The sequence below is a fragment of the Collinsella sp. LCP21S3_A3 genome (genome assembly GCF_052118905.1).
Taxonomy (GTDB): Bacteria; Actinomycetota; Coriobacteriia; order Coriobacteriales; family Coriobacteriaceae; genus Collinsella.
In genome coordinates this window covers 1-484 of the sequence record NZ_JBQKGH010000059.1, presented here as the reverse complement: position 1 = coordinate 484, position 484 = coordinate 1, and the positions used below count along the sequence as shown (strand labels likewise).

General features: G+C 63.4%; 1 protein-coding gene. It reads left to right on the top strand.

The genetic code is table 11. The features are described from left to right. Positions 1-15 precede the first annotated feature (15 nt). Entirely contained in the window at positions 16-372 is a 357-nt protein-coding gene (locus ACTQ0H_RS09330; protein WP_441548092.1) for a hypothetical protein, read from the top strand. Positions 373-484 lie beyond the last annotated feature (112 nt).

The following is a 484-nucleotide window of genomic DNA, read 5'->3' as shown; positions in this document are numbered from 1 at the left end:
GGGTAGCGTTGAGTCATGAGGCCCAAGAAGAACCCCCGAAGCGATAGGGATTCACGCGGTTACGGGTTGGCGCACAAGAAGCGGCGTGAGCGTGAAGCCCGCAAGCTCAAGCACGCTGGGCAAGTACCGTGCGCCCGTTGCGGCTACCCGGTCTTCTATGAGTGGCCGCTGAGCCCGCCCGAGCCGCACGCGCCCAAGTGCCCCGCGGTCAAGTGTGAAGGAACCTGTTGGGCGGCTTGGGACTTGGGGCATACCGACGACCGAGCGGGCTACAACGGCATTGAGCACCGCTCATGCAACCGGAGCGCGGGCGCGGTCAACTCCAACAAGCCCAAGGCTAGGTTCGTGCCCGGGAAGGATTACGGATGGTGACGTGTTCACGGTGCGGCGAAGTACGCGCACACGTACGCGAACACTCAACTTGCACACTTGTTGTGTAATCAGCGAAAAGGTGCTAGGGGGGGGGGCGTTCGCACCGCTGGCC